Source organism: Flavobacterium sp. Sd200 (assembly GCF_009826935.1).
Lineage (GTDB): Bacteria > Bacteroidota > Bacteroidia > Flavobacteriales > Flavobacteriaceae > Flavobacterium.
In genome coordinates, this window is the sequence record NZ_WUMN01000002.1 from 20,628 (window position 1) to 44,410 (window position 23,783).

Consider the following 23,783-nt stretch of genomic DNA (forward strand, 5'->3'; position numbering starts at 1 on the left):
GTATAAGGCTGATTTATTTTGAGGTAAAGTTTACCACATTTTCGTGTATATCTTTTTTCTCGGCAATGGTAGTGGCGTTTACATTTTTAAGGCTGATGTTTTTTACAGGAAGTTCTTTTTGCCCCAGTATGCGCGACACAAACTTAACATCAGTGGCGGTTACATTCTCAAGATATACACTCTCTATAGGGGTAAGTTTTTTAATCACGGTAGGCACCAGGTTTTTCCATTGGTAAAGCACATCGGTTTCTATGCCCAGTATGCCCAGGTCTATCTTGCCCGATTTCACATTGCTCATATAAATGTTCTTTACATAGCCGCCCATGCGCTCGTTGGTTTTTATAAACAACAGGTGGAATAGCTTTGCACCATCCAGCACCTGACAGTTGTCTATAAATACATTTTCTATCCCGCCCGAAAGCTCACTCCCTATCGCCACAAGTTGGTGGCCGTTTTTAACCGTACAGTTACGCATTACTATATTTTTAGACGGAGTTTTTAAACGCCAGCCCTCAGGGTTGCGCCCTGATTTTATGGCAATAGCATCATCGCCCTGATCAAAAACACAGTTTTCTATAAGCACGTTCTGGCTCATTTCGGGGTCTACCCCATCGTTATTATGCCCGTGTGCATATACTTTTAAATCACGAAGCACCACATTTTTACACAGGTAGGGGTGTATGGTCCAGAACGGGCTGTTGGTAACCTTAACGCCCTGCATCAAAACATTCTCGCAACGGTTAAACTGTATAAATTGCGGGCGCAGGTGGGCTGTATCGTTTACCATTTGGCGCTGCTCCACCGGAACGTAATTAAACGCATCAGTGTACAGTTTCTTTATGCTTTCCATGTGTGGCTTGGGGCGCGAGAACCATTCTTTCCACACCTCCATTTTTGCCTTAAGCTCGCCTTCGCCGGTTATGGCAACATTCTCGCATTTGTAGGCATACACCAGTGGCGAATAGTTATAACACTCCATGCCCTCCCAGGTGCTGTGTACGGCAGGCAGGTAATCGTTAGGGTCTTCGCTAAACAGCAGCACCGCATCTTTATCAAGCTGCAGGTTTACATTGCTTTTAAGGTGCACCTTACCGGTTAGCCATTCGCCTTTAGGTACTACTACAATGCCCCCACCCTGCTCATTGGCTTTGGCAATGGCCTGCGCAATGGCCTGCGAGTTTTTTTGCTTATCGCCTGGTACAGCACCAAAATCAGTTATAACAAACTTTTTGGCCTTTTTAAAATCCGGGCTGGTAACCGTCACCGTACCAAACGGAGCCTTAACCTTTGTGGTTACAGAAGCTATCTTTTGTGCAAAAGCGCCGGTTAGCGAAGCAAAGACTAAAACCGAACATAAAATTTTCTTCATATGTATATATCTTAAGGCATAAAGCCCTTATTCTTTAATAATTATGCTGTGCAGCGATATGAAATCGTCGGTACTGCCGTAATTTGATTTTCGCTTGTCGCTCCATTTGCTGTGGTGGCCGCGCACAGTAACCGTTAGGATGTAGTTGCCTTTTTTAAGCAGAGGTGTTAAAAACAACAGCGACTTCACTTCGTATTTACTGTAGGCATCTACAATGGCAGAGGCTACTGCTTTGCCTTTGCTATCTGTCACCACCACATCGGCATAGCCGCCCACAGGGTTTGCTATACCATAAAACCCAATCTGCGTGCCAGTAAATTTCACAGAGAAGTTATCGCCCTTAGAGTTGGATCGTGCCGATGCAAATTCTCCATCAGTAGTTTTCCATTCTCCTTTGTAAGCAATGCTTTTATCTTCGTTATTTAATGTTTTACCTGTAATTTTTAATTCAGTCGCTATACCCGTTTTAGTATCAAGCTGCCAAGCCTCCTGATATTCAGGTATTGAAAGCACTGTGTTATTTACATGCAACGGCTGCCACACATAGGTTGCCGCCGATGCCTGATACGGGAATGACCATCGGTCTCCCATATACATATAAGTAGTTTGCTGTGTTCCGGTTACGGGCAACACAAAGCTGCATTGCGAGTTCCAGGTAAGCGTGCCTTTCGGGGCAACGTTGCCGCCATACGTCCACGGCCCTTTAAGCGATGCTGCGGTATAATAAAAATTATCGTTACGCTCCCAACTCGTTAGGTCAGATGCCAGCCAGAAGTAAACCCCTTCCTTTTTAAAAATCGTAGGCGATTCGCTGCCGTGCCATTTATTATCCACTACCTCTTCGGCTATACTTTTATAATCGTCGCTCAGTTTATACAGCAGCCCACTGTGTATTATAAGATAAGCCGAACCGTCATCATCCTGAAAGGTTCCCATATCCCATTTGCGAATGGGTTTGCCGTTAAATAATATCGGGCCTTTAAACTCATAAGGTCCCGTAATTTTCTTAGCCGTGGCATAGCCCGTAAACTGGTCTTTATAGGTAAGGGTATCGGCATGCATAAGCATAATGTACTCTCCGGTTTTAGGGCATTTTAAAACCTTTGGGCGTTCGCCAATGCGGTTAGGGCCAAGCTTGCCGCTTTTTTGTACAGGCAGGGCTGTGCTTTCAAACTTCCAGTTATAAAGATCATCCGACGAATAGCAGTTAAAACCTGCAAATGCAGGATTATCATCATAATGCTTTTCGCCAAAAAGATAGTATTTCCCGTTATCTTTTATAATATTGGCTCCGTGCGCGCTTACAGGATCGCCATTTTGATCGAACCACGAAACACCCGAAACTATACCGCGAACCGTTACAACTTTTTGTGCTGATGTAATGAAAACATTAGTCGAGAGAAAAATAATTGCAATAATTATTTTTAAGGATTTTATATTTTTTCTGACCGCTAATTTTGTATCGGGCATTTTTATTAGAGATTATGAAGTAAGGTATCAAACAAATATAACTATTACGTTTTAGGTAACCGTCATGGTCTATCCTGCATTTATTACAGGACAGCACAGGACACAATGCCCATGGCTAACTTTTATTTTTGAAAATAACATCAATACTTCTTCAAATACTATAACGTTTGCTATATTTACGTTTATAATAAATCAATTGCATTTAATTTATGAAACAATTAAAAACAAATTGGGCTGCCATTTTTACGGTAGCATCTTTTGGATTAACAACTCTTTCGGCTCAGGAGAGCATATCTGTTACTGTTAAAAACAATGTTGGTTTCGACCGTAACGAAGTAGTTGCCTTAAACAGCAAAAGCCTTAGCGGTTTTATGAAAGGTAAAAAGGAAGCCGACATACACATAAAAAATGCCATTACAGGCCAAAACGAGCCTTTGCAATGGATAGATTATGACGGAGATAAAAAGAGTGACGAACTTTTATTTATGGCCAATGTAAAAGCAAAAGGCTCTGCAAAATATATACTTGTAAACATACCAGGTGCACCCGCAGCAGAAAGTAAGCTTACTACCTACTCACGTTTTGTTCCTGAGCGTACCGACGACTATACATGGGAGAACGACAAAGTTGCCTTTAGAACCTATGGCCCTGATGCACAACAACGCACCGAACAAAAGCGCGAAAACGGTACTTTGAGCAGTGGTATAGACATTTGGTTGAAACGCACCTCTAAGTCTGTAATCAATGAATGGTATAAAGGTTATTTAACAGACCCAATGTTCTACCACAAAGACCGTGGCGAAGGCTATGACCCTTATCACGTAGGTGCAAGTCGCGGAACCGGCGGTACAGGAGTTTGGGAAAATGACAGCCTGTTGGTTTCTAAAAATTTTATTAGCTATAAAACTATTGCAACAGGTCCGTTGCGCACGGTTTTCGAGCTTGATTATGCCCCGTATAGTAACTATGGCGTTAAAGAAACCAAACGTATATCGTTAGATCTAAACACTAATTTCTCTAAATTTGAAATTACTTACAGTTCTAAAAAACAACTACCCAACTTTGCAACCGGAATTACACTGCACAATAACGAAGGTAAAGCCGAACTGTTTACAGAAAAAGGTATTGTGGCCCACCACGAAAAAATAGACGGTGTTTATATTGGAGAGGGTATTGTAGCTGTACCAGGCACTATACAAAAAGCCTTTATAAACAAAAGCAAGACCAAAGACCAAAGCAATGTAATTGCACTTTTAAAGCCAACTGGTAAAGCAGTTTATTATGCAGGTTTTGCATGGGCAAAGGCAGGACAGGCAACCAACGAAACCGAATGGAACGCCCTGCTTAAAAAACAAGCAGAAATTGTAGCAAGCCCATTGGTAATTACAGTAAAATAAGATTTTCTGAACTCAGCAAAAAAAAGGGATGATTGCATTAGTGCAGTCATCCCTTTTTTGTTTGTCCGTAAATAACACTGATTAACATTTAAAAAGGCTGATTGTATTTTTTGGTTAACGCTTTATTCTCTATACTTTTTGCAAAATTAGGAGTTTCCTCATGGTTGTGCGCATCAGAAGCATCCTGTCTTGCTTTGGCGGCCTGCTCTAAAGTTATGTTGTTGGCTTTTATAAATTCTAAAAACTCCGGTGTGGCAGTTGCATGAATACTATTGGTATACAACGTAGTATTATCATCAATTTTATCAGCTTTCAGTTCCCAAAGCACCTGAACTTTAGAGCGCCCTGCTGCGGTAATAGTATCTGAAACTGATAACATACGGCAATAATCTGCCCGGGATTCTGTAGCCACATAATGCTGGATGACCAATGCCGAGCCTACATATTCAACATTAATAGACATAAGCTGTCCGTCAAAATTTGATGTAATTCCGGCAGCGATGTGATTTACAGAGCAACGTTGATATTCTTCATCAGGTAAATTAAAAAGCCAGTCTGCAATATTTACTTTTTCAATTGGAGCATTGATAACAGCAGAAACAACAGATGCAGACAATGCATTTTGAGGTGTTTGTAAAATTTCCATGATTTTTGTTTTTAAAATTAACAATGTAAAGTTCTGCACTATTTATTAATTGTAAAAATGATATATTTAGATAAAAATAATCGATAATTTCGATTTAGGCTTATCTTTACATTAAACAAACATTCCATGGAACTACGTCAGTTAAAATATTTTGTGCGCGCAGCAGAGCTTTTAAACTTTACAAAAGCAGCCGATGAATTGTTTATTACCCAAAGCACACTTTCACACCAAATAAAAGAGTTAGAAACCAAATTAAAGTCACAACTATTTGACCGTATTGGAAAAAGGGTAAAACTCACCGAAGCGGGCAAGCTGTTTCTTGATCATGCAAGAAAAACAATCCGTACCTCAGAGGAAGGCCTACTGGTTTTAAGGGATCTCGACAACCAGAAAACCGGGAGCGTTTGCATTGGGGCTACTTATGGAATGACCGAATTATTGATCAGCACACTGGCTGAATTTGGTAAGGAGTTTCCGGATATACAAATCCAAATCGTATTTGGCTCTACTGATGACCTGTTGCAAAAGATCAGCCTTTACCAAATTGACTGCATGCTGTCGTTCCTTCCGGTATCATCCAAAAACGAACTATTGGAAATCACAGCACTTTTCAGTTCCAGGCTTTCCCTTATTGTTCATCGTTCGCATTCTTGGTCTAACCTAAACAAAATATCATTACAAAAAATAACAACCCTGCCTTTAGCACTTCCATCGTCAGGTTATAGCATTCGGATCTCATTAGATAACATACTTTGTAAAAACGCACTGAAACTAAATATAAAAATAGAGACCAACGATATACATAGCCTTTTAGAGCTTACCAATACCCAACAGTGGAGCACTATTTTAATGAACAGTTCTTTATTTGGTTATCCTGAACTAAAAGCCATTCCCCTCGAAGGAAAGACCATGATGCGGGAAGCCACCATTGCCTTTCCTAAAGAAGTTTACCGCAAAAAAGCCCTAATATCGTTCTACGAATGTGTTCAGCAACAATGCAAAATGTTTCGTGAGCGGTTCGATTAGCCGCTTATATATCGATTTGCTATAAAAATTCCAAAGCCGGATTCAATTAAATTGAATCCGGCTTTGGAATAGAAGTCAAATATTAAAATATTATGGAAGGAAAAATACCTCTTTAAGTGGTATGCTTACAGGAGAATTATCTGGGTTACTCTCCATAATATCTTTCATATAGGCCCACCATTTTTGCATTACAGGATGCGATGGCAGGTCATCCAGTTTCTCTTCATCACTTACAACCAATGTAGCAAAAAGGCTATTAGTGGTTTCATCAAGAAAAATATAATAATCGCTAACCCCGGTTTCGGCTAAAAGCTGTGCCAGCTCAGGCCAAATTTCATTATGCCGTTTTTTATATTCGGCTTCGAAGCCCTTATGCAGTTGCATTTTAGATGCTATTCTTTTCATAATTTATTGGTTTATTTTATTTAGCAGGCAAAACTTTATAGGTTTTTCCCTTCATAGTTTCAAAAGTAATGGTATAGCCTATAGCTGTTTTTTTGCTTTTCGCTTTTACTCCTTTTACACTGAAAGGTTGTGCATTGCGAACAGTACATGTTCCACCTATGTTAGAAGTAATAACAGCTTGTGTTAGTTTATTGCCATTCCACTCAATATCAACAGTAAAGTTGCCTTTGGCTACTATACCTTTAATTGCGCCCTCTTTCCACGCATCGGGCAAGGCAGGCAACAAATGTATTTCGTTATTCTGGCTTTGCATAAGCATTTCTATAACACCTGCCGTGCCTGCAAAATTGCCATCTATCTGAAAAGGAGGGTGTGCATCGAAAAGGTTTGGATAAGCACCCCCGTGTCCTTTAAAGGCGGGATCATTGTCTTTAGTCAAACGCAACTGGTTCCTGAATAATGTATAGGCATGGTTGCCATCTAACAATCTTGCCCACATGTTTACCTTCCAGGCAAGGCTCCAGCCTGTGCCGTCATCTCCGCGCAATTCTAAAGTTTTTCTTGCGGCGTTGGCAAGCTCCGGAGTTTTTAAAGGCGATATAATGTTTGCAGGATGCAATGCGTATAAGTGGGAAGTATGCCTGTGATGTGGGTCTACATCTTCAAAATCTTTGTACCATTCCTGCAATTGTCCCTTGCTGCCTATTTGGAACGGAAACAGTTTTTCATTAGCCTTTTGCAGTGTTTGCCTAAAATCTGCATCGGTATTTAAAATTTCTGATGCCTGTATAGTATTAGCAAAAAGGTCTTTTATAATACCCATATCCATAGTTGTTGCTACAGACACTATACCTTTTTGTTTATCTCCATAATAGAAATCATTCTCCGGAGAGGTCGATGGCATAGTAACCAATCTCCCTTCTTTATCTTGTTGCAACCAGTCTAAGCTAAACTCAACCGCCCCTTTAAGTATAGGATAAATTTCTTTAAGATATTCTTTATCTCCGGTATATTGATAGTGTTCCCATAAATGCCTGCTAAGCCAGTTGGCTCCCATATACCAGTTAGCCCATTTGGGGTCGCCTTTGCCAAGTTCTCCAACGGGATTGCTTGTAGCCCATATATCTGAGTTATGATGCACCACCCATCCCTTGGCATGATAAAAACTTTTGGCTGTCTCTGCTCCGGTAACCGCAAGGTTTTTTATTAGCCCATCCAGCGGAAAGAACAGTTCCGACAGGTTAGCTGTTTCTACCGGCCAGTAGTTCATCTGCACATTGATGTTTGTAGTATAGTTGCTGCTCCAGGGTGCACGGAGTTTATTATTCCAAATGCCCTGCAGGTTCGCCGGTGCATCTTTAGTACGCGAAGATGATATTAATAAATAACGTCCATACTGAAAAAACAATGCTTCAAGCTGTGGGTCTTTTTGTCCGGCAGTATATTCTTCCAGTCTTTTATCGGTAGTTATCGAAGATTTATCGATATCACCTTTGTTAAGGCTTAAAGATACCCTGTTAAAAAAATGCTGAAAATCTTTTGTGTGTTCTTTTAAAAGATCGTCAAAGTTTTTACCATCGTTTTTTTGAATACCTACAAGTGCCAGTTGATGCTCATCTTTTCCTTCGCTATCGGGGCATTTATCAAAGCCATTAAAGCTCGTGGCAGCAGAGATTATCAACACAACATCTGTTGCATCTTTAATAACGATTCCTTTTTCCGTAGTAGTAACTGTACCGTCTTTAACTATAGGTTTTACAATGAGTTCAAAGCGCATGCCACGACAGCCCGCAGCATCTTCATAAATAATAGGCTCCGGATTGTACTTTACATAGTTAGGATCGGCATGAGATGGAGCCTTACCTTTTAAAACCAGCATATTTTGCTGTACCGAATTTTTAAACGGCAATTGGCTGTTAGTGCCTACAGCTAATGAAAGTGCTTTGGGCTTATCAGCACTAAGCCTTACAACAATGGCTTCTCCCGGTGCCGATGCAAATATTTCGCGCTTATATTTTATACCATTAACAACAAAAGATGTAGTGGCAACCCCGTTGGCAATATTCAGGTCACGATAGTATTGTGTTGGTGTGCTGTTACCAAACTCCTGTTTCAGGCTAAGGTCGCCCAACGGCAAATAGCTCTCGCTATACAGCCCCTGCATATTTTTAGTTAGCTCATATGCTTTTTTATAATCTCCAGCTTCAAGAGCAGCCCTGGTGAGTGCCAAAGATTCAAAAGCCGAAGGGTTGATATTTTTGGAAACAGGGCCGCCACTCCATAGTGTTGCCTCGTTTAACTGTATCAGTTCTTCGCCCGCACGACCAAAAACCATAGCCCCAAGCCTTCCGTTACCTACAGGAAGTGCTTCTGTCCATTCTACTGCAGGTTTATCATAATGAAGTTTGAGTTCCTGCTGGGAGTAAACAACAGAAAAACAAAAAAATAAAAAGAACGAGCTGTATATCTTCAGCATAATAAGGTGATTTACAATTAAAAAAATATTGGTAACTAAAAATTAATTCAATTACCAATATACTGCATTCTTAAAAATAAATAACGAAATTTAAATTCCTATTTCAGTTTGTAAACCTCGCTTCCTGCCAGCAAAAAGCAACCAAGGCCATAATCTTCAAAATCAGGTTCTTTAGAAACTGATAGCGGCTGACCGTCTTTTGGCTCTTTACCTGTGCCCTGCACCCAGCCAAGGAAACCGTTTGGCTGTACACAGTCTTTTATCATGGCATCCCATGCCTTTAAAAGTACCGGAAGATAAGTATCCCTGTCTATAAGGTTGTTGTTTATACCATAGGCCATGCCATAAACGAACAGCGCAGTGCCTGTCATTTCTTTACCACCAAAATGTGTTGGATCATGAAGGCTTACATTCCATAAACCGTCTTCACGCTGAAGCGGAGGCAATGCCGAAAGCAGGTCTTTATAATCCTGTAAATATTCTTTATAATGTGGATCCGATTTTGGAGTAATATCCATAGTGCGCACAAGGGCAGCCACTACCCAACCGTCTCCACGGCTCCAGTAGCAATCCTGTCCATTAGGTTCTTTGTAAGGCGGATCAAAATCACCATCCCTCCACCAAAGTTTATCTTCCGGATTGTAAAGCCCATTAGCACCATGTTTATATTTTGTGTAGGCATACATTTGATAGTTGCGTTCAAAATATTTCGGATCATTATAGAGTACTCCCAACTTAGCATAGACAGGCATACACATTTGCAATGCATCGATCCAATCCCAATCATCAATTTTGTCCGTAGCCATCATTCTGTCTATCGACTCTTTAATATCCTTAACTCTTTCCGGATTTTTCTTCCCGTCCATTACATACAGATCAATGTACGTTTGCCCTGCACAATGGTTATCTGCATGGCGTGTTTGCACACCGCTGCGCAACCCCCATTTATGGCGCTCGCCCCACAGCACGGCATAATCATAATATTCTTTCTTAGGGTCTACAGCATACATGGCCATAAGCCCTTCATAATATACAGCCCTTGTCCATAAATTACTGGTCCTTTCCTTGCCACCGCCAAAGGTAGGTGCTCCCGGGTCGGGCCATTTTTGCATAAAGTAAGCATTGGTTTTGCGCATTGCATCTAACACATCGGCCTTCGCCGGAATTTTCTTGTCAGACGCCACCGCGCCCTTTTGAGAACCGCAGGCCGTTAAAAAAACACCTGCAATAAATAAACTTAATAGTGATTTGTATTTCATATTTAATTTGTGTTCAACATTAACCGTTAGTTCGCAAAAAATAAATGCCCTCAAACGGTAAAATTTTCAGCATTGATTTAAAAAGAATCCGAAAATTAGTAAATCTGTAATAAAAATTATCCTGCTGTGTCCTGCTATACCTTATTCTTCGGTAATAACAACACCCCAGGCAGGTATTTCCAAATTGTCGTTTTTATTGATGCTGCGCCCATCCAGCAGCGATTTAGCCTTACCGTAAGGGTAAGCAACCTGTTTAGGTTCGGCACTGTAATTAAACAGGTAATGTATTTTTTTACCTTTATCATTAGTGCCCTCCCTCAATATTACAGGAAATGTGTATTGCCCGTTTAGCGGCAGCACCCCGGCCCTTTGTGCCGATTTTTTTACGATTTTGTAAAGCAACTCGTCCGACGGTACTGTGCCTATATAAACCAGGTTACCTTTGCCATAGGCATTCTCGGTTACGGTAGCCCATTTGCCAAAGAACGGATGGTTTACAGTAGCCAATACCTTTGCCGTTTCGGGCACCAGGAATTCAAACCATGAATTAGCGGCAGCTTTGGTAACGCCAAATTCATTGTCCTTAAAGTCCAGTTTGTCTATGGTAGAGTATTCCTGATAGTAAAAGCCGCAGGCTTTGCGCAACGGCCCGGGTGCTTTCATGGCACGCACGGCATTATACTCATTGCAGTAGCCGCTTTTAAACAGCATTACCACCTCGCCCCCATCCTTTACAAACGCATCTATTTTTTGCAGCAGTGCATCTGTTGCCACATAAAGCGGCGGTATGATAAGCAGTTTGTACTGGCTGAAATCAGACATCAGGTCGCACGGAATAACATCTGCCTCAATGTTTTGGTCATACAGCGACTGATACAGTTTTTTTATAAACTCATAATGGTCGTCGTTAGAAAAAGGCATGAAACCAATGCCATAGTAAGAATCGTGGCTAAACAGCAACGCGGCCTTATTTTGCTTTTTAAGGTTTACCAGTTTATCGCCTATTTTATTCAGTTCCTTTGAAGATTTGGCAAATTCGTTATACACACGGTTAGGCTCCTGGTCGTGACCCAAAAGCCCGCTCCAGTAGGTTTCCTGCCCGTAATGAAGCGTTGCCCAATGCCAGTACTCTACCATATTAGCACCACTGGCCAAGTGACTGTACAGGTTTTGGCGCAATTGCCCATCATAAGGCGGGTAGTAACTTTTTAAATCCCAGCCTATACCGTTGGCGTTGGTTTCAGTAATAAGGTAATTGCCTTTAGCAACGGTACGCATGTAATCGCCCGCATAGGCTATGTAGCGCCCATCCTGCTTATCCTGCACTTTATTGTAAACATTTATGGCAGGATAGTCCATCTGTCTGAACGATTCCACATGGTCTATATCATAAAAGCGGGGCATAAAACAGTGCGTCATAAACTGGTCTTTGCGCTTGTATTCCTTAACAATATCTGCCTGCCAGTTTAAAAAATCGGCAAGTGCCTTACGGTTCCAGCGTTCCCATTCCAGTTTATAACTTGGGTTGGTTACGCCGTCGCGCTCATAAAACTCATCCCAGGTATTAATATTCATACCCCAATAGTTTAAGCCCCATTCTTTGTTAAGCAGTTTCAGGTCGCCCTTAAATTTATCTTTCACATAAGCTTTGTAGCCCTCAAAATAGTCTTTATTATTTACCCCGCGCGCTATAAGCTCATTATCTAACTGAAAGCCTATAACATTAGGATTTTTGGCATATCGCTCCATTAGTTTGCGAATTATGCGCTCGCAGAAAAAGCGGTACTTTGCGTTGTAAAAGTCCATATTCTGGCGTATACCGTAGTAGCTCTTCTCTCCTTCGACCTTTACCGAAAGCACTTCCGGGTAGGCCTTTGCCATCCATGCCGGGATACTGTAAGTGGGCGTGCCGAAAATTACTTTTATGCCCGCCTTTTCAAACTTGTTTACAATACGGTCCATCCATTCAAATTGGAAGTTCCCCTCACTGGATTCAAAAATCCCCCATGATGATTCGCCAATGCGCACCACGCTTACACCGCTTTCTTTCATCATCTCCACATCTTTGTCAAGGCGGTCTGTGGGAGTGTATTCGCTGTAGTATGCCGCACCATATAGCGGTTTGTCAAACTTATATTGTGCGTTAGAGGGTAACGCCCAAAGCAAGGAAATCAAAACGGCTACTACCTTATACCTTTTAATAATGCTTTTCATAAAATTGCATTTATAATGTTTTATACTCAAACCAGTCGAAAGCAGCACCGTTGCTGCTCTTAGCACTGTTAGCCGTGGCATACATGCCCACACCTGTGCCGTTAAATTTATTTACAGGGCTATCAGAGAGCACGTTTATATCCTGCACACCCCCAACAGGCTGCATCGAATTTTCTGAACTCCCCGCACTGAAACTCAGTTTTAAACCATCGGCAACAACACCTAAATAAACATCTGAACCCGTATGTGGCATTTTTGCCACAATTTCTTTCTTGCCGTTATCTTTCTTAATCAGCACAATACCTGCTTTTTCTTTGAGCAACATATAGTAGCTTTCAGAATTGCGGTAAAGGATTATGCCTGCCTGCTCATTACCCTTTTTTGTACTAAAATTTAGTTTAGTTATCGCACTAAAATTATGATGTTTAATTTTTTGGATGATGAGAGAAGGACTGACTAAACTGTCGGCAGTTTCAGGCTTAAGCTTAAGCATTAAACTACCTTTAGAAAACTCATAGTTATTTTCTTTAGGTGTGCGTATAAAATACCATTTTAAACCAAGTACTTTACCCTCAAAATCATCCCTGCCAAGTACTGGTTTTACCGGTGTCCAAGACAGGTTTGGGCGTTCCTGTTCGTTCAATACCCGGCCATATCCGGGATTAAAAACGGGCGTACCCTCTTCAAAAGCTACTTTACACAAAAAGGTTTCCCGCGAAAGCGGTGTTTCTTTCCCGACCAGCCTCTTGCCCAGTGCAACACCCCACCAGTCTCCGTTTTGCGTCTGCACAATATCGGCATGCCCTACGGCCTGTATAGGATATTCTTTGCCCAGTTGCCTGTGCGACAACACCGGGTTTATTTTATCGGATGTATAGGTGCCCATTACTGTTTCAGAATGGTGCGCCGTTACCGAATGGTAGGTATCTGTACCTCCTTCGGCAGTAAGCAACAGGTATTTGTCTTTTATTTTATACAGATGCGGAGACTCTGTATAGCTGGCATTATTGGCATGCCCATAGGTAAGGATTTTTCTTTCGCCCACCAATTTCTTTTGAGACAGGTCGAGTTCCTGTCCCCATATGGCACACTGACCGGGCCACGACTTTTTAAAGTCCCAGGTATTACCTGTATAGTAGCATTTACCATCAGTATCCCAAAACAATGAGGGGTCTATGCCCGGTGCATCTTTAAGCCACACAGGGTCAGACCATGGGCCGGCAGGGTCTTTAGCCGTAATATAAAAATTGCCCCCGCAACCGGAACAGGTTGTTATAAGGTAAAAAAGTCCGTCGTGGTGCCTTATGGTAACCGCCCAAATGCCGTCTTTATCTTTAAGACCTGTGAAATCTGCCTGGCTGCTGCGGGTAATCCCATGGCCTATAAGCTCCCAGTTTACAAGGTCTTTGCTATGATAAACCGGTATGCCCGGAAACCACACAAAAGACGATGTTACCAAATAATAATCATCTCCCACCCTGCATACGGAAGGGTCAGGATTAAAACCGGGAAGCACGGGATTTTGAAAATTCTTAGGGGGTTCCTGCGCTGTTGCGCAAAAAAATACAAACAAGGCAAACACAAAAACACATATGTGTTTATTGCACTTTAAGCTGTTAGCAGACCTGTTTGTATTGTTGCGCATTCTTTAATAACCCCAATTATTTTTTAAGATACTTATCCAATCCCGCAACCTTATCTTTTTTAATGGCACCGGCAATTATCTTAGCATTAAGCAATGCGCCCGGGCCATTAGTATGCGTATGGTCTTTAGGGAAATATTTTTTTGTGGCTGCCTCGCCTATTTTTTCATATTCGGCTATCACAAGGTCGTTTAACGGAATGAAAGATGCTCCCGTTTTTGTAGCTACCTCTTTAGCCCAGACGGCATACTTATCTTTTTTCATCTTACCCTTATCATCAAAATCAGAGCGCGGTATAGGCGAACAGATAACAACCGTGGCACCTTTTGCTTTGGCCTCTTTTACATACTTCGTCATGTACCAGCCATAAGTGTGCACCACCTCTTTTACTTTGCGTATGGGATTGTATATCTCTGTGCTATCGGTACCCGTACCCTGAATGGTTCCGCGTGCGCGGGCTTCATCATCCAGTGGGCCGCCATCATTATGGCCAAACTGTATCATTACATAATCGCCTTTTTTAAGCGTTTGCAATACCTTTTCCCAACGCCCTTCCGTTAAAAAAGTGCGGCTGCTGCGCCCACCCATGGCATGGTTTTGAATGTCTATCTTTAAGGTATCTAAAAAACTGCCCATATGGCTGCCCCAACCCCAAAGCGAATCAGAGCCTTTGCCCGAACCATTCTTTACTGTAGAGTCGCCAATGATGTATAATGTGGGTTTGGTTTTCTGCGCCACAAATGACATTCCTGTTATCGCGACAAATGTTAATGCTATTATGGCAAAGATGTTTTTTAATCTCATATTTATTGCTATTAATCCTTTTTCTCTTTACGACTTTTAAACTTTCTGCTTACTTACCTTTTACAATAGTAATATTTGGTTTAGGCACTTCAGGCATTTTTTCGTCCATATAGAAACTGGCATGAGGTGGCTGATTGTATGCCACATTTTGCCACGCAATGCTAAGCCTGTATTGTGGATTGTGCATTAGTGTGTACAGTCTGTGGTCTGTAGGTATAGATGTACTGAAAATACGTAGTTCGTTGTTATCTTTTGTCCTGTAAATTACTTCTTCACGCCAGTCACCAAAAAGATCTACCGATAATACTGGTGTCGATTTTGTTCCGTTGTTACTAACACAGTCGTAATTAGCGGCATCAAAAATAGTGTTGCTTTTACCGTTTATATAATCCCATTTGTCTATTACAGTACTGTTAAGTATTTCGCTAAGCATGTCTCCATCCCAGTAAATACCAAAATTGCAGGCGGGTGCCGTTTCAGATATCCTGTTACCTTTACAGTCGAACATACCGCTCATACCTGCACTGGTAGCCCAACATTCTGAACCCGGATAACGCGGATCTATATTTAACGCAAGGCCGCGTCCTGGCCCCTGGCCTTTATCTGCCTTAGAAAGAGAAGGTTTTTTCCAAAGCACCTCGCCTGTAGCACCATCTCTAAAGTGCATACCGGCATCGTCAAAACGTTCCTGGATGTCAAATATCTCTATCCCCGGATGTGTCGGGTCCAAATCACCCACATGCAAAGCATCGCCATGGCCAAAACCTGTACTGTTCAATCCTTTGCCATTGTCGTCTAACGTCATGGCACCATACACAATTTCATCTTTACCATCGTTATCTACATCGGTAACAGATAGGTTATGATTTCCCTGCCCTCTGTATTTTCTATTTTCTTCAGAACTGTCGCTATCAAACAACCAGCGCAGGCTTAGTTTCTTATCTTTAAAATCGTAAGCAGCAATCGCAGTACGGGTGTAGTAGCCCCTTGCCATTACAAGGCTCGGTTTTTTTCCGTCTAAATAGGCAACTGCAGCTAAAAAGCGGTCGCTGCGGTTACCATTACCATCTCCCCATATTTCTTTAAGTTGTTCCTGTGTAGGGTTTTCAGTATCCGGATGACGTGGCACCTCATATTTTACCGTGTGTATTTCGGCACCTGTAAGTCCGTCAAAAACGGTTAAATATTCAGGCCCCAAAAGTATATGCCCTTTTTCGTTTCGCCAGTCTTTAGAAGCGTCGCCTATTACTTTACCTTTTCCGTCTTTAGTACCGTCGGCAGTCTTCATAGCAATTTCTGCCTTACCATCACCATCAAGGTCATATACCATAAACTGAGTATAGTGTGCGCCTTCGCGAATATTTTTCCCTAAATTAATTGTCCACAATAATGTACCATCTAATTTATAAGCCTGAAATATCGGGTCGTCTGTTGGACCATCATGGCTGTTATCATGAGCTTTACCCGTTTGGTGCAATATAATTTCATATTCGCCATCGCCATCAAGATCTCCAACCGATGCATCTCCCGGTGCATAACCTTCCGGTGTTTTTAAGGGTATTGACAAATAAGGCACATCCCCGGGTTTAAGTGTAAATGAATCTTTAGATGGTAATTCTTTTTTACCTTCTAAAGCTTTTACCACATAGGTATTAGGCTTATTTTTATCGGCTTTAGCATCTAAGAAATTAGTACCTTTTGTTAACGGCTTCGAGTTTAGTTTCACTTCTTTACCATTGGTAACTTTATAAACATTAAAAGCTGTTTTGGCATCGTCAGTACCCAGCAATCTCCAACTTACGAAAACTCCGTTACTACTGTGGGTTGCCGAGACACCTCTGTTTAAATATTCCATTTGCTGCTGTGCCATAAGGCTTCCTGTGGCGCCAAAGAACAGCATCGCTGCACATGACACATCTCGAAATCGATTTAGTAAACAAGGTAAACTTTTTGCCATTTTAATGTTGTTTAAGTTATTGTTTTTAGATTGACGGTACAGGATGAATTATTCCTGACCGTTAAATGTAAACCTGTGGGGTTTGACGCCCACAGGCTTTTTAAATCCCATTCTTAACCCAAAAGTATGGTATTGTTTTTATAAAGATACCCCGCGCTTCCACGGAATAAAATCGTCCTGATTGAGCTGAACCGCTTTAGGTAACACCTCTCCGCTTGCTGCTTTAATACAGTACTCCAATATTTCCTCGCCCATTTGCTGAATAGTCCTTTCGCCTTCAATAACCGGTCCGCAGTCTATATCTATAATATCGCCCATGCGCTTAGTAAGGCTGCTGTTTGTAGACACTTTAATTACAGGGCAAACAGGATTTCCGGTTGGTGTGCCCAAACCTGTAGTAAATAATATTAAAGTGGCGCCACTTGCGGCTTTGCCTGTTGTAGCTTCTACATCGTTGCCCGGTGTGCACACAAGGTTTAACCCGGGTTTTGTTGCAGGCTCTGTATAATCAAGCACATCTACCACAGGCGATGTACCTCCTTTTTTTGCTGCACCGGCACTCTTAATGGCATCGGTAATCAGGCCGTCTTTAATATTACCCGGCGATGGGTTCATTGAAAAGCTCGATCCGGCATTCGTAACGATCCTGTCGTAGCTTTTCATTAAATGAATGAATTTCTCTGCCACCGGCTGACTCACTGAACGGTCTACAAGCTCCTGCTCAACCCCACACAGTTCCGGAAACTCGGCTAATAATACCTGACCACCCAATCCAACAAGCAAATCGGCACAATAGCCCACAGACGGATTAGCCGATATACCGCTAAAGCCGTCACTTCCACCGCATTTTACGCCAAGGCACAATTTGCTTAACGGTGCAGGCTTGCGCTCCAGTTTATTTACTTCCACAAGTCCTTCAAATGTCTTGCGAATGGCATCGGCGATAAGCTGTTCTTCGCTTTGCGATTGCTGCTGCTCAAAAATAAACAACGGCTTATCAAAATTAGGGTTGTGTGCTTTTAGATCGTTATTAAAATCCTGTACCTGTAAGTTTTGACAACCAAGACTAAGTACCGTTACACCCGCCACGTTAGGATGATCGGCATAGGCCGCAAGCAGTTTGCTAAGCACTGCCGCATCCTGCCTGATACCGCCACAACCACCCTGGTGGTTTAGGAATTTTATGCCATCTACATTTTTAAACGGCCTGTTTTGATTGTGTAACGATGGGCTAAGGTCTACCTCCTCTACCGATTCGCCTTTAGCATATGCGTCAAGCAACTGGTGTGTAAACTGTTTATATTTATGTGTTACGGCATAACCAAGTTCATTATGCATAGCCTCACGAATAACATCGAGATTACGGTTCTCGCAAAAAACGGTAGGTATGAACAGCCAATAATTTGCTGTACCCACTCTTCCGTCAGTACGATGATACCCATTAAACGTTCTGCCTTCAAACCTTGAGACATCCGGCGCATGCCATTCATAATCAACATCCCTGTAAGCATAAGGCTCAGCGGCATGTTTAAGGTTTTCGGTACTCATTCGGCTACCTGCCTTTACCGGAAGCTGAATTTTTCCAACAAGCACACCATACATGGTTACCTCATCACCAGGCTGCATATCCTGCATGTAAAACTTATGTTTTGCCGGAATGTTTTCCTGCAAAACATAATCACCGCCTTCAAAAGAAATAGTTTCTCCTTTTGAAAGATTGGTAAGGGCAACTATTACATTATCCTTACTGTTTACTTTTAAAACCTTATGATTCATTACTGTTGTTTTGCTTCCTGTAGCCCGGCTACGGTTTGCAGGGCGCCATTATTAATTATGCCTGATAACTGTGCTTTAACCGCCTCTAAAAAGCCCGGAAGTTGAGTAAGATCTGTATCCCAAAGCGATACATCTTCTAAAACAGCCTGTGCAACATTATTAGCTTCATTGTTTTGCCACGCCTCATAAAAATAGGCTGCTGAATCATCTTTTATTTCATACAACTCGCCGTTACGCTCGCCATAATATACATCGCCATCTTTTTTTACTGCTTTCATAAACAGTAAATAAGCAGCAAACCCTGTAGCCATATATTGCGGAGCTTCACTGTTTAGTTCATAATGACGCTGCAACAATGGTATATTGCGCATTTTCATTTTAGAGGTGTACTGCACAGTAATGCTGATCCATTGATGGTTAATAAAAGGATTGCAAAAACGTTCAAAAGTGTTTTTAGCAAAATCTGCCTTTATAGTTTCATCAATTTCATAAGGTATAGCATTGCTAATCTGTTTCATAAGCTCTTTGGCAAATATGCTGTATTCGGCATCGCCAACGGCCTCTCTTGTAAGGCTAAAACCGCTTAAATAAGCCAGTCCGCAATTAAAGCTATGTGTACCATTAAGCAGGCGAAGCTTCAGTTCTTTATATAAAGTAATATCCGGAACGATCTTTACAGCATCGTCTATAGCGTGGAACGAAAGAACTTCTTTTACTTTTTCGTCACCTTCTATAGCCCATAGCCTGAAGGGCTCGCTCATAGTAAGAAGCGCATCAGTATATCCTAATTTAGCTTCTATTTCCTGTAGGTCTGCACCTGAAGGCTTCCCGGGAACGATCCTGTCTACAAGGGAATTGCAAAATGTATTGCTGTTTTTTAACCAGGCAATAAAATCCGGATCAAAATTATTGAAACGCGCCAGTTGCAATACTATATTTTTAAGCTTATCGCCATTATCGGTAATAAGTTCTGTAGGCACAATAATGATTCCGCTCTCCTCCGACCCGTTGAAAGCCTTAAAGCGTTCGTGTAAAAACGCCAGCAATTTACCTGGGAATGACGATGGAACACCATTCAAAACATTTTCCTCTACAAGCTGTATGCCCACCTCAGTAGTGTTAGAGAACACTATCTTCATGTCTTTATTATGTGCACATTCTAAAATAGCAGCCCAGTCAGACTTTGCCGCAAGTACCCTGCTAACCGATGCATTTATAATATCTTCCGATACATTTTCTCCGTTTGCCACACCACGAACGCAAATAGTATAAAGCCCATCCTGCTGTGCAAACTCATCATTGCTTCCATCAGTAGATTTTACAATAACTATTCTGCCGTTAAAAATACCTTGTTTGTTGGCTTTATCAACAAAATGATCTGGAAGGCCACGCAGCAGTACACCTGTACCAAATTGTAATATCTTTTCGGGTAAAGCAAAAAGTTTTTCATCCGGAATTTCTAACCCCGGTTGTGCAATAATATTTTGTAAGTTGTTTTTAGTAAGTTGCATATTTATTTAGCTTGTTTCAATAACCATTTTGCAAATTCTTCGGCCGCCTGATAGTTAACAAAATCAGCAGGCATTTTTTTCCCACCCACATATTCGTTATAGATCCATGGGTCGCCAAGTGCAAACACGGTTCCTTTTCCATATTTTGCAACTGCCATTAGGTCGTTCTCTCCGCTTTTAAGCACCGTTTTGGCAGGACTGCTCACTTTTAAAGAGCTGTATTCTTTTACATACAGCTTTTTAGCAGAGCCAAATATTTCATGCCCTTCCGGTGTCATTACTGCTCCCTGTTCAAAAATGTCGTTCTTAACGCGGTTATGGCTGTCTTCGTTAAAATGAATGCCGAATTTTTCTGAAAGTATATTGAATTTTTCAAGCTCGCAGTTTCCTGTATCGTTGGTAAGCATTACCAATACACCGCCTTTTTTAACCCAGTCTGCAATAGCTTTAGCTGCTTCTGCATCCATATAATTAGGATTAGCGGTTTCTTTTGCCGTATCAGGATCTACAATAATATAAACCGATGCGTTTTTTAAATTGGCAGCAGTAGGCTTTTGGTCTAAAGAAGCAATTTTTGCCCCCTCTTTTTTAAATATATTACCAAGCTCTGAATAGCCTCCAAAAGTGGTGTCTTCCCAAGTGTAATGCCAACGATAGTCTTTACCTTCTTTGTCTTTTTTCCACTCGTTGTTGTAATAGTAGTCCAGCACCACTGTCTTTTCTTTTGCAGAAGCCTGATTTACCACAACAGGATTGTTGCTAACGGGTTGCGGCAATACGAGCATTCCTAATGCTGAAGCCAGAACCCTGATAGGATAGTTAAACATAATCTTTTAGTTTTTGTATTACTGTTCTGTTTTTTAGCTATTCAAACCACATGCCATTAATTACCGTCCGGTTTTGTAATACCAGCCTTACTTGCAGGCCAGTAAAAACTTTTAAAAGGTGTTGGTTTTTCCGGACTGTAATCGATTACACCAGTTTGGATAAACTTTGACAAAGATAAGTTTTGTTTACGAATACTGCTAACAACGCACTTAGATAATTCATAGGCACCATACATATTAAAATGCGTATTGTCTTCGAGGGCTTTGGTTTGGTTAGGGTATGTATTGGCAGGATAGTGCACCAATGCATTTTTAGACCCTTCTTCTCCAAGTGTTTCATACAATGTTTTGCTCATTGCACTAAGGTCTATCAGTGCAACATTTTCTTCTTTTGCAGTTTGCCTCAATGCTTCAGGATATTCCAGCAGCGTGTTTTCTATTTTGCCATCTGCACCAAACTTCCTGCGTTGGGTAGAGGTAACCAATACCGGTATCATGCCTCTTTTTTTAGCTTCGGCAATTTGCTGTTTAACCGTTTCTTTATAGGTAGTAAACGGGTCCAGATGATTACCCCCGGGTTTTTGGTCGTTGTGTGTAAACTCAATAAACAAATAATCGCCGGGTTTGGCCATGCTCCAAATTTTCGCAAACCTGTTCTCGCGCTCAAAAGCTTTTAACGTTTCACCGCTCTCTGCATAATTTGCAACAGCCACTTTGCCGGGAACAAGAAAAACAGGGAACATTTGCCCCCACGATGCCCATGGGTCCTCAGGCTGATCTGTAACTGTAGAATCGCCCGCAAGAAAAATAGTAGTAGCTGTTTTGTTAGGAATAATTTCTACCGCACAAATTTTGGGCAACGAGTCGTTAAACTCAATGGTAAGTAAATCATCCCAATGCTTATTTTGCCTTTCCCTGGGTTTTATTTTGGTTTTACTAACAACATTCCCATTGTTATCTCTTATTATACTGTCTCGAATGTGAACCGTAAATAATTTTTCTGCTGTTTCGCCTTTCTTAGTTTTTATGTTTTCCAGCATAAGTCTTCTGCTTTCAACACGAACGGTTGTTGCAGATGTTCCTTTTGTATCTCCTAACAGCAACTTTACATCATAATTACCTTCCGGCAGTTTTACCGAAAAGAAGAATGGTTCTTTAGCAGTAATATAATCGGCTGCAGCTCCTTTACCACCACTGTTAAAAGATTGTACTTTTGAGCCTGCTTCAAAACCATAACCCGTTTTATCGCTGTAGGCACTTTCAGGGGTAATTTTAATATAGCCTTTGGCGGCTTTACCCTGACCAAAATCAAATTTATAAGAAGACTGCTGTGCGGTTCCTGCAAGTGAAGTCAATGAAAGGACAACTAACAAGATGATTTTTTTCATATTGAGACTTTTAAGTAATTCATAATAAATAGTGTCGCACTTTAAAATCGGGAATATAACTCTATGGCTTTGAGATTGAAATATTTTTAATTGCCGTAGCTACTTTTGACTTTACGACTTTAGATTTTATAACTTTCGACTCACTTATTTTTTATAATACTGCAATGCGCTATCGTTAAGTTTAATATCAGAATTTTTAACAAGCCTGATGATCTCTCCGCCCGCCATAAGTACAGGGCCATAGCCATGGGCAGCGTAATTGTTTACCGGACGGTAGTAGTAAAAAGCAGGATCAAAGCCCATTCCTGTACCCACACAGGTACCTTCTACTTCGCCTTTGGCGTTTACTTTTGTAGCCACAGCGTTCCATGCAATCAGTACCATTGGGCTGTATGCCTGAGCATCAAGCCAGCCATTATTTATTCCGCGCGCAATACAATAGGTATATATGGCTGTCGCCGAAGTTTCAAGATACGAATCAGGCTTATCTAAAAGCTGATGCCAAAACCCTAAAGCTGACTGGTATGACGCAAGCCCTTTTGCATGAGCCTGAAACTGCGCCAATACGAACGGTCTGTCTGGATGATTTGCAGGCAACACGTCAAGCAGCTCTACAGCCGTAAGGAAAGCCCAACCGTTTGCCCTTGCCCAATGAAATTGAGGATGCGGATCCATACCCTCTATCCAACCGTGCATATACACGTTTTTTTCTTTATTAAACATGCGGGGCACGAACTGTTTAAACTGCTTTAGTGCATCGTCTAAATATTTTTTATCACCCGTAAGGCGGTTAAGCTGCGCCAATGCAGGCACACCCATATAAAGATCGTCTAACCAAAGTGCATTTTTTAAAGGGCGAAGGCGTGCCAATGTACCATCTGCTAAACGGTGTTCTTTATTAGTTATAAAATCAGAATAAATATCAATAGTCGGTTTTAATAAAGACTCATTGGCATTTCCTGTTTTAATGGCTTTTATCATCGCCGCACAAATGGCACCGCAATCGTCAAGCGCATGCGGTTCTATAGAACCACGCAACGGATAACCTTTTTCTTTAATGCGCCCGTCAGCTATTGCCTTTTTAACGGCAGGTATCCATGTTCCCATAAAATTAAAACGATTGCGAACATAGTCCGAATAACGCTTGTCACCGGTGATCTCGGCAACAGTTAGCATGGCACCATAAGTAACACCCCACTCATAGCTGTTAAGACGGTAGCTGCCAGCCTTAAGGGCTACATTGTCGTCTATTTTTTTGGTATCGGTAAAAGGCTTACCGTCTTTTTTAGACACCATTTCATAAGGAGTTTCTGCATCAAGATAGGTAAACACGCGGTCTAACACGCCTTTAACCTCGTCCGTTTTAGGAACCGAATAAGGTGTATCATAATCAGGTTTTAAAAGGTGCAATGGCGATGTAACATCATTGCCTTTTTTCTCTGTGTATTGTGCCGATGCGGTAAAACCCGCTATCGATAATATTGTAAAAAAAAAGTATTTTTTTTTCATTGTCATTAATTAAAAAAGGGTTGTTTTAAAAACTACATTAAATTATTATGCATTCTAAATCGCTAATCTAATAATTTCTTAAAAAAGCACTGTCCTGAACTATCCT

At 41.4% G+C, this 23,783-nt stretch carries 17 protein-coding genes; 2 read left to right on the forward strand and 15 right to left on the reverse strand.

Features of this window, described 5'->3' with window-relative positions; genetic code table 11:
• Positions 1-13 precede the first annotated feature (13 nt).
• Positions 14-1,369, reverse strand: coding sequence for a glycoside hydrolase family 28 protein (locus GR160_RS06260; RefSeq protein ID WP_160749012.1), 1,356 nt, complete (start codon positions 1,367-1,369; stop codon positions 14-16).
• Positions 1,370-1,396: 27 nt separating this feature from the next.
• Positions 1,397-2,839: a family 43 glycosylhydrolase gene (locus GR160_RS06265; RefSeq protein WP_160749013.1), complete on the reverse strand. Its 1,443-nt coding sequence runs from the start codon at positions 2,837-2,839 to the stop codon at positions 1,397-1,399.
• A 209-nt stretch (positions 2,840-3,048) separates the two neighbouring features.
• On the opposite strand from GR160_RS06265, the gene GR160_RS06270 reads away from it, so the two are divergent.
• Positions 3,049-4,236, forward strand: coding sequence for a DUF4861 family protein (locus GR160_RS06270; RefSeq protein WP_160749014.1), 1,188 nt, complete (start codon positions 3,049-3,051; stop codon positions 4,234-4,236).
• 88 nt (positions 4,237-4,324) lie between these two features.
• Here GR160_RS06270 and GR160_RS06275 read toward each other — a convergent pair whose 3' ends face one another.
• Complete coding sequence (locus GR160_RS06275; protein WP_160749015.1) at positions 4,325-4,882, reverse strand: hypothetical protein; 558 nt, start codon at positions 4,880-4,882, stop codon at positions 4,325-4,327.
• Between the two features lie 126 nt (positions 4,883-5,008).
• Here GR160_RS06275 and GR160_RS06280 point away from each other — a divergent pair, with 126 nt between their 5' ends.
• The gene (locus tag GR160_RS06280) at positions 5,009-5,908 is read left to right on the forward strand and encodes a LysR family transcriptional regulator (RefSeq protein ID WP_160749016.1); all 900 of its coding nucleotides are present in this window, start codon (positions 5,009-5,011) and stop codon (positions 5,906-5,908) included.
• Positions 5,909-5,998: 90 nt separating this feature from the next.
• Here the strand turns inward: GR160_RS06280 and rhaM are convergent, their stop codons facing one another.
• From rhaM to GR160_RS06340, 12 genes are all read right to left on the reverse strand, one after another.
• Complete coding sequence (gene rhaM, locus GR160_RS06285; RefSeq protein WP_160749017.1) at positions 5,999-6,313, reverse strand: L-rhamnose mutarotase; 315 nt, start codon at positions 6,311-6,313, stop codon at positions 5,999-6,001.
• A 16-nt stretch (positions 6,314-6,329) separates the two neighbouring features.
• Entirely contained in the window at positions 6,330-8,789 is a 2,460-nt protein-coding gene (locus GR160_RS06290; protein WP_160749018.1) for a glycoside hydrolase N-terminal domain-containing protein, read from the reverse strand.
• A gap of 98 nt (positions 8,790-8,887) precedes the next feature.
• The gene (locus GR160_RS06295) at positions 8,888-10,048 is read right to left on the reverse strand and encodes a glycoside hydrolase family 88 protein (protein ID WP_160749019.1); all 1,161 of its coding nucleotides are present in this window, start codon (positions 10,046-10,048) and stop codon (positions 8,888-8,890) included.
• Between the two features lie 141 nt (positions 10,049-10,189).
• Positions 10,190-12,262, reverse strand: coding sequence for a beta-galactosidase (locus GR160_RS06300; RefSeq protein WP_160749020.1), 2,073 nt, complete (start codon positions 12,260-12,262; stop codon positions 10,190-10,192).
• 10 nt (positions 12,263-12,272) lie between these two features.
• Positions 12,273-13,778, reverse strand: coding sequence for a glycoside hydrolase family 43 protein (locus tag GR160_RS06305; protein ID WP_202390734.1), 1,506 nt, complete (start codon positions 13,776-13,778; stop codon positions 12,273-12,275).
• A 145-nt stretch (positions 13,779-13,923) separates the two neighbouring features.
• Entirely contained in the window at positions 13,924-14,709 is a 786-nt protein-coding gene (locus tag GR160_RS06310; protein WP_160749022.1) for a rhamnogalacturonan acetylesterase, read from the reverse strand.
• A gap of 49 nt (positions 14,710-14,758) precedes the next feature.
• A complete protein-coding gene (locus GR160_RS06315; RefSeq protein WP_237421176.1) occupies positions 14,759-16,666 on the reverse strand; it encodes a rhamnogalacturonan lyase in 1,908 nt (635 codons plus the stop codon).
• Between the two features lie 138 nt (positions 16,667-16,804).
• On the reverse strand, positions 16,805-18,442 hold the full coding sequence (locus tag GR160_RS06320) for a UxaA family hydrolase (protein ID WP_160749023.1): 1,638 nt from the start codon (positions 18,440-18,442) through the stop codon (positions 16,805-16,807).
• Complete coding sequence (locus GR160_RS06325; RefSeq protein ID WP_160749024.1) at positions 18,442-19,953, reverse strand: tagaturonate reductase; 1,512 nt, start codon at positions 19,951-19,953, stop codon at positions 18,442-18,444. The genes GR160_RS06320 and GR160_RS06325 overlap by 1 nt, the downstream gene beginning before the upstream one ends.
• Positions 19,954-19,955: 2 nt before the next feature.
• Positions 19,956-20,780: a DUF4350 domain-containing protein gene (locus GR160_RS06330; RefSeq protein WP_160749025.1), complete on the reverse strand. Its 825-nt coding sequence runs from the start codon at positions 20,778-20,780 to the stop codon at positions 19,956-19,958.
• 56 nt (positions 20,781-20,836) lie between these two features.
• Entirely contained in the window at positions 20,837-22,168 is a 1,332-nt protein-coding gene (locus GR160_RS06335; protein WP_160749026.1) for a rhamnogalacturonan acetylesterase, read from the reverse strand.
• A 144-nt stretch (positions 22,169-22,312) separates the two neighbouring features.
• Positions 22,313-23,677: a glycoside hydrolase family 105 protein gene (locus GR160_RS06340; RefSeq protein WP_160749027.1), complete on the reverse strand. Its 1,365-nt coding sequence runs from the start codon at positions 23,675-23,677 to the stop codon at positions 22,313-22,315.
• Between the last annotated feature and the right edge of the window lie 106 nt (positions 23,678-23,783).

Bases quoted from the DNA above. Each gene is read 5' to 3' on its own strand.
- GR160_RS06260 (WP_160749012.1), bottom strand. From the start codon at position 1,369: ATGAAGAAAATTTTATGTTCGGTTTTAGTCTTTGCTTCGCTAACCGGC.
- GR160_RS06265 (WP_160749013.1), bottom strand. From the start codon at position 2,839: ATGCCCGATACAAAATTAGCGGTCAGAAAAAATATAAAATCCTTAAAA.
- GR160_RS06270 (WP_160749014.1), top strand. From the start codon at position 3,049: ATGAAACAATTAAAAACAAATTGGGCTGCCATTTTTACGGTAGCATCT.
- GR160_RS06275 (WP_160749015.1), bottom strand. From the start codon at position 4,882: ATGGAAATTTTACAAACACCTCAAAATGCATTGTCTGCATCTGTTGTT.
- GR160_RS06280 (WP_160749016.1), top strand. From the start codon at position 5,009: ATGGAACTACGTCAGTTAAAATATTTTGTGCGCGCAGCAGAGCTTTTA.
- rhaM (WP_160749017.1), bottom strand. From the start codon at position 6,313: ATGAAAAGAATAGCATCTAAAATGCAACTGCATAAGGGCTTCGAAGCC.
- GR160_RS06290 (WP_160749018.1), bottom strand. From the start codon at position 8,789: ATGCTGAAGATATACAGCTCGTTCTTTTTATTTTTTTGTTTTTCTGTT.
- GR160_RS06295 (WP_160749019.1), bottom strand. From the start codon at position 10,048: ATGAAATACAAATCACTATTAAGTTTATTTATTGCAGGTGTTTTTTTA.
- GR160_RS06300 (WP_160749020.1), bottom strand. From the start codon at position 12,262: ATGAAAAGCATTATTAAAAGGTATAAGGTAGTAGCCGTTTTGATTTCC.
- GR160_RS06310 (WP_160749022.1), bottom strand. From the start codon at position 14,709: ATGAGATTAAAAAACATCTTTGCCATAATAGCATTAACATTTGTCGCG.
- GR160_RS06315 (WP_237421176.1), bottom strand. From the start codon at position 16,666: ATGGCAAAAAGTTTACCTTGTTTACTAAATCGATTTCGAGATGTGTCA.
- GR160_RS06320 (WP_160749023.1), bottom strand. From the start codon at position 18,442: ATGAATCATAAGGTTTTAAAAGTAAACAGTAAGGATAATGTAATAGTT.
- GR160_RS06325 (WP_160749024.1), bottom strand. From the start codon at position 19,953: ATGCAACTTACTAAAAACAACTTACAAAATATTATTGCACAACCGGGG.
- GR160_RS06330 (WP_160749025.1), bottom strand. From the start codon at position 20,780: ATGTTTAACTATCCTATCAGGGTTCTGGCTTCAGCATTAGGAATGCTC.
- GR160_RS06335 (WP_160749026.1), bottom strand. From the start codon at position 22,168: ATGAAAAAAATCATCTTGTTAGTTGTCCTTTCATTGACTTCACTTGCA.
- GR160_RS06340 (WP_160749027.1), bottom strand. From the start codon at position 23,677: ATGAAAAAAAAATACTTTTTTTTTACAATATTATCGATAGCGGGTTTT.